This is a genomic window from Psychrobacter sp., assembly GCF_036731945.1.
Taxonomy (GTDB): Bacteria; Pseudomonadota; Gammaproteobacteria; order Pseudomonadales; family Moraxellaceae; genus Psychrobacter.
On record NZ_DAINDI010000009.1, the window covers coordinates 1 to 5,892 of the forward strand.

Sequence of the window (5,892 nt, forward strand, 5' to 3'; positions counted from 1 at the left end):
TGATAAAGGGTGGCTTTTTTTGTGGGGTGTGAAGGTGAGAGTGCAGATGAGTGTTTAAAAGCAAATAGTAGCAGAGTAGGGCAGACAAAAACCAATCTCGCCACATATAGATTTATGCATAAGCTTTAAAAAGCGCTTATTATCTGTTTTGTGTCTATTGTAATTCTCCACCGAGCTTGCTATATTAACGCTGCGATTCATTAGCACCCTTTATGATTAATTTTTATATTTACTCATATAAGTGGTTTAATAATGACGCTTAAGAACAGTCATATTAGCGTCGCAGCAGAATTTTATTCCTAAATGCTTGCATTCTATGCTCAATATTGTATAATGCTGTCCTTTACACCCATAGGCGATTGGCTCAATTGGTAGAGCATCGGTCTCCAAAACCGAGGGTTGTAGGTTCGAGTCCTACATCGCCTGCCATCTTCTTATCATATCTTTGTCATACCCCACCATCTCCGAAGTGAGTTCTTTATGAGCAATAATCAAGATAACCTCGAGACTAAGTTATCTGATGCTAAGGCAGTGGCTGGTGGAATGCTGTCCAAAGATAAGCACGTTTCGGCGAACAATCAAACAACCGCTGTTGAAGTTGCTAAAACTGGTTCAGTCAAAGATGTGGTATTGTGGCTACTTGCCGCAGTAATTTTAATAGGGGCAACCTTAGTCAATCAATACCTACCAGGCTATTGGCAACCTGCCAATGATGTTTGGATGCGTATTGGTATCATCGTTGCTCTAGTTATTATTGCCTTGGTTTGCTTAGCGTTAACGCATCAGGGTCGCGCTTTTAAAATATTGTTAAAAGATGCCGCCGTTGAGCTACGCCGAGTCACATGGCCTGGCAAAGATGAAACCTTTCAATACACATGGCAGACGATTGTCATGATTGCTATTGTGGGTTTTTTGGTTTGGCTATTAGATAACTTTTTTAACTGGTTCGTTGGTATTTTTATTGGTTAATGACGCGTATTAGTGTCCATTAAACCAAATTTACTTATAACGACTTAACTTTACTGATCAGGAGCGTGATATGCGTTGGTATATTGTCCAAGCGTTTTCAGGATATGAAAAGCAAGTACAACGTTCATTAACTGATCGTATCAATCGTAGTGAATTTGCTGATTCATTCGGCGATGTTTTGGTACCTACCGAAGAAGTCGTTGAAATGAAAGACGGCAAAAAACGTAAAAGTGAGCGTAAGTTCTTTCCAGGCTATGTATTGATTCAGATGGAAATGAACGACAACACGTGGCATATCGTCAAAGACTGCCCGCGTATTATGGGCTTTGTCGGCGGCACGCCTGAAACGCCAGCACCGATTACGCAAGTAGAAGCCGACCGTATTTTAAACCGTTTAAATCAGACTGAAGCTGACCCACGTCCGAAGACTCTATTTGAGCCAGGCGAAGAGTTGTTGGTTATCGATGGTCCATTTACTGACTTTAAAGGGTTGGTTGAAAAAGTGGATTATGAGAAGTCTAAACTACATTTAACGGTAAACGTATTTAATCGCCCGACACAGGTCGAGCTTGAGTTTAGTAAAGTTGAAAAACTAGACTAAACCGGTAAAACATTCATCAACCGGGGAGCTGTTAGTCAATGTGCATACCACATTGATTTGGCGCTATTACCCATTTAGGAGAGTATCATGGCTAAGAAGATTGATGGTTACATCAAACTGCAAGTGCCTGCAGGTAAAGCAAATCCTTCACCACCGATTGGTCCAGCATTGGGTCAAAAAGGCGTGAACATCATGGCGTTCTGTAAAGAATTTAACGCTGCGACCTCAAACCAAGAGCCGGGTCTACCGATTCCTACTGAGATCACCGTATACAGCGATAAATCTTTTACCTTCATCATGAAGTCACCACCAGCTGCATACTTACTACGTAAGGCTGCTGGTATCGCTAAAGGTTCTGGTACACCTAATACCGCTAAAGTCGGTAAAGTTGACCGTGCACAATTAGAAGAAATCGTTAAGACTAAAGATGCAGACTTAACCGCGGCTGGTCTTGATGCTGCTGTCCGTACCATTGCTGGTACTGCACGTTCAATGGGTATTACCGTGGAGGGTGTGTAAATGAGTAAACTTACTAAGCGTCAAAAGCTAATCGCTGAGCGCGTTGAAAACGAAAAATTATACACTCTTGAAGAAGCCGTTCAAATCCTAAACGATTTGCCAGCCCTTAAATTCAAAGAGTCTATCGATATCGCAGTAAACTTGGGCGTTGACCCACGTAAATCCGATCAAGTCGTTCGTGGTGCTACCAACCTACCTGCGGGTACTGGCAAAACCAAACGCGTTGCTGTCTTTGCTCAAGGCGCTGCTGCTGAAGCCGCTAAAGAAGCTGGTGCTGACATCGTTGGTTTTGAAGACCTAGCTGAGCAAATCAAAGCTGGTAACATGGACTTTGATATCGTTATTGCTGCTCCTGACGCAATGCGTGTGGTTGGTCAATTGGGTACTATCCTAGGTCCACGTGGCCTAATGCCTAACCCAAAAGTTGGTACGGTAACGCCTAACGTTGCTGAAGCTGTGACTAATGCGAAAGCGGGTCAAGCACAGTACCGTGTTGATAAAGCGGGTATCATCCATACCACAATCGGTCAAGTTGGCTTTACTGCTGAGCAAGTTATGCAAAACGCTCAAGCATTGCTATCTGATCTTAAACGCGCTAAACCTGCGACGTCTAAAGGTACTTTCATTAAGAAAATTACCTTGTCTAGCACTATGGGCCCAGGCATCTCAATTGATCCTGTTCCATATCGCGTTGCCAAATAATTTTTTTGTATAAAAACTGCTCTTTATTCGACGATTTTGAATAAAGCGCCCATATTGTTTTAAAGAATTAGGTCAGCGTAGCAAACGCTCCGCTGTCTAAGACCGTAGGTAGAAAGCGGTTTACTGTTACTTGTGACAATAAGCTGCTTTTGTTAATCGACGACAGGTGAAAATCTTAGTTGTCCTACGCAGACGGTGACCCACCCAGTTGTTGATAAGAGCCAATAGATTGGTATTTATACCAAATTATTACTCGATGTCAGTCTGATAACGGTGCCGTAATCAGTCGTTATGAATGAACTCTTTATGGAGTTTATAAATAACGTGTCGTATCAAGTCAGTCGTAGTAAGTTGTTTACATTTTCCAAAACTTCGGTTTTAGATTATTAAATAATGAGCGGATTGATAAGATTAAAGGAGTCAACTTATGGCATTAACGCTAGAGCAAAAACAACAAGTTGTGGCTGAAGTGTCTGAAGTTGCTGCTAATGCTTACTCAGCAGTAGCTGCCGAATATCACGGTATTGGTGTTGCAAAGCTTACTCAGCTACGCGAACAAGCTCGTGATAAAGGTGTCGTTTTGAAAGTGGTAAAAAATACCCTAGCAAAACGCGCTTTTGAAGGCACTAAGTTTGAGAGCATGTCAGACCGTATGACTGGTCCACTACTTTTGGCTTTCTCTATGGAAGATTTGGGATCTGCCGCTCGAGTCGTTTTCGACTTCAGCAAAGATAACAAAGCTTTAGAGACCAAATTGGTATCAGTCGGTGGTGAAGTTTATGGTCCAGAAGAGCTAGAGCGCGTATCGAAGCTACCAACTCGCGACGAAGCAATCTCTATCCTAATGGCTACTATGAACGCACCAGTGACCAAGCTTGTCCAGACTATGAACGCAGTTCCTGGCAAGTTCGTTCGCACGGTAGCGGCAATCAAAGACGCAAAAGAAGCTGCTTAATTGCTTGTTTTAACGTAACTTTGACATCGCCGATTGCACTTTATTGCCAACCCTATTTAAACATTTGGCAAGCAATCCAAGCGATATTAAAACCAACTAAATTTTATCAGATAACGGAGAGTTCTCATGGCACTATCTAAAGATGATGTGTTAAACGCAATCGCTGAAATGTCAGTAATGGATATCGTTGAGTTAATCAGCGACATGGAAGAAAAATTCGGCGTAACTGCTGCTGTTGCCGCTGCTGCACCTGCTGCTGCTGGTCCTGCTGCTGCCGCTGCTGAAGAAAAAGACGAGTTTGACGTTGTTCTTGCCAGCTTTGGCGAGAAGAAAGTTGGCGTCATTAAAGCAGTACGTGAAGCTACTGGCCTTGGCTTGAAAGAAGCGAAAGATTTGGTTGAAAGCGCTCCAGCTCCAATCAAAGAAGGCGTAAACAAAGCTGAAGCTGAAGAGTTGAAAAAGAAACTTGAAGAAGCTGGTGCAACTATTGAACTAAAATAAGTTCAACTGCTGTACAAAAAAAGCTGGTAATGCCTTGCATTATCAGCTTTTTTTTATTATAATCCGTAGCTTGACCTTTTGTGTCTGCCAACATACGTATGCAACATCACGGTGGATACCCATCAAAAGGACAGACGATATACATGCAAGCACACTTAGTAGTTATTGAAATCAGTTAACGAGCTAAACGTCGATCGATGTTTGGCATTTTTTTGTGTCTGCATGCTTTTCATTAACACTATAATTTATACTGATCCTAAAAGTCACTGCTTTACAATAAGTCACTGTTTCAAAATTTATAGTTATCTCAGATTTTTAATCTAAACGCTGTTCATTAAGTCATCTGGTAAGGTTTTACTGTCAGTATATGCACTGGTAGACGGTAGATATCAGCGACGATATTACTTATGATAGCAGATGATGAGTAGGTTTTTAAAAGAGAAGTAGCAATAGTACTTTAAGTGAATTTACAAAGAGAATCAATAGTATCTAAATGCCAGTCATTGGTCTTAGATACGGTGCAGTGGTTACTCGTAAGTACTACAAAGTTAAAAGGTGCAAGGCATTGAAATTTTTAGTGTTAGCACTCATATAGGCATGCTTAGATGCCGATTTACGCTTAAATAAACTGGATTAATTATGCACTATACGCGTGAATTAATCAGCAGTCATTAAATGAGCATGAATATCCGTTTTATATTATCGTTTACGTTGCCAAGTTTGCATGATATTCATATTAAATAGTATTGATGCAAGTCGGCCGCGCTTTCAATTTGTTTCCACGTTTACTGTAAGGACTCTCGATGGCATATTCTTATACTGAAAAAAAGCGTATTCGCAAAAGTTTTGCTGAATTGCCTACTGTGATGGACATTCCCTATTTATTGTCTATCCAAGTAGATTCTTATGAGCAATTTTTGCAAGAGCATAAAAAGCCAAAAGCTCGTGAGAATACTGGTTTACAAGCTGCGTTTTCTTCTATTTTTCCAATTGAGAGTCACTCTGGTAATGCAGAGCTACAATTTGTTGAATATTATTTAGGCACGCCTGAGTTTGATGAGCGTGAGTGTATCTTACGTGGCTCGACCTTTGCGGCGCCAATGCGCGTTAAAATCCGCCTGATTATCAAAGATAAAGATAGTAAAGATAAAGACAGCAAAGCGGCGATCAAAGACATCCGCGAGCAAAGCGTCTATATGGGCGAGATGCCACTAATGACCGCCAACGGTACCTTTATTATCAATGGTACTGAGCGTGTGATCGTATCACAGCTACATCGTTCGCCAGGTGTGTTCTTTGATCACGATAAAGGTAAGTCGCATTCAAGTGGTAAGGTGCTTTACAACGCCCGTATCATTCCTTACCGTGGTTCTTGGTTAGACTTTGAATTTGATGCCAAAGATTTGGTTTTCGCGCGTATTGACCGTCGCCGTAAGCTTTTGGCGTCTATTATCCTACGCGCTCTAGGCCTAACTACCTCTGAAATCTTAGATTTGTTCTTTGATAAAGTAAAAGTATATAAAGGCGAAGAGCAGTTTGAGATCGATTTGGTTGCTGATCGTCTGCGTGGCGAGATGGCACAGTTTGATATCGTATCACCAGAAGGTGAGGTGATCGTCGAGCAGGGTAAACGTATCAACGCCCG

General features: G+C 41.6%; 6 protein-coding genes, 1 tRNA gene and 1 pseudogene. All 8 read left to right on the top strand.

Annotated features, from left to right (window positions below):
- Nucleotides 1-353 precede the first annotated feature (353 nt).
- Nucleotides 354-429: transfer RNA gene (locus tag V7D75_RS02985), tRNA-Trp, on the top strand.
- Between the two features lie 51 nt (nt 430-480).
- Nucleotides 481-969, top strand: a complete 489-nt coding sequence (gene secE, locus V7D75_RS02990) for a preprotein translocase subunit SecE (RefSeq protein WP_068405077.1) — start codon at nt 481-483, stop codon at nt 967-969.
- 70 nt (nt 970-1,039) lie between these two features.
- Nucleotides 1,040-1,570, top strand: coding sequence for a transcription termination/antitermination protein NusG (gene nusG / locus V7D75_RS02995; protein WP_068405079.1), 531 nt, complete (start codon nt 1,040-1,042; stop codon nt 1,568-1,570).
- A gap of 87 nt (nt 1,571-1,657) precedes the next feature.
- Nucleotides 1,658-2,089, top strand: coding sequence for a 50S ribosomal protein L11 (gene rplK / locus V7D75_RS03000; RefSeq protein ID WP_068405081.1), 432 nt, complete (start codon nt 1,658-1,660; stop codon nt 2,087-2,089).
- Nucleotides 2,090-2,791 (top strand): 50S ribosomal protein L1, encoded by a 702-nt coding sequence (rplA, locus tag V7D75_RS03005; protein ID WP_068405082.1) that lies wholly within the window; start codon nt 2,090-2,092, stop codon nt 2,789-2,791.
- Nucleotides 2,792-3,218: 427 nt separating this feature from the next.
- Nucleotides 3,219-3,746: a 50S ribosomal protein L10 gene (rplJ, locus tag V7D75_RS03010; RefSeq protein ID WP_025652244.1), complete on the top strand. Its 528-nt coding sequence runs from the start codon at nt 3,219-3,221 to the stop codon at nt 3,744-3,746.
- Nucleotides 3,747-3,872: 126 nt separating this feature from the next.
- Nucleotides 3,873-4,247, top strand: coding sequence for a 50S ribosomal protein L7/L12 (rplL, locus tag V7D75_RS03015; protein WP_068405083.1), 375 nt, complete (start codon nt 3,873-3,875; stop codon nt 4,245-4,247).
- 803 nt (nt 4,248-5,050) lie between these two features.
- Nucleotides 5,051-5,892 (top strand): annotated as a pseudogene (gene rpoB, locus V7D75_RS03020) (DNA-directed RNA polymerase subunit beta); the annotation flags it as partial.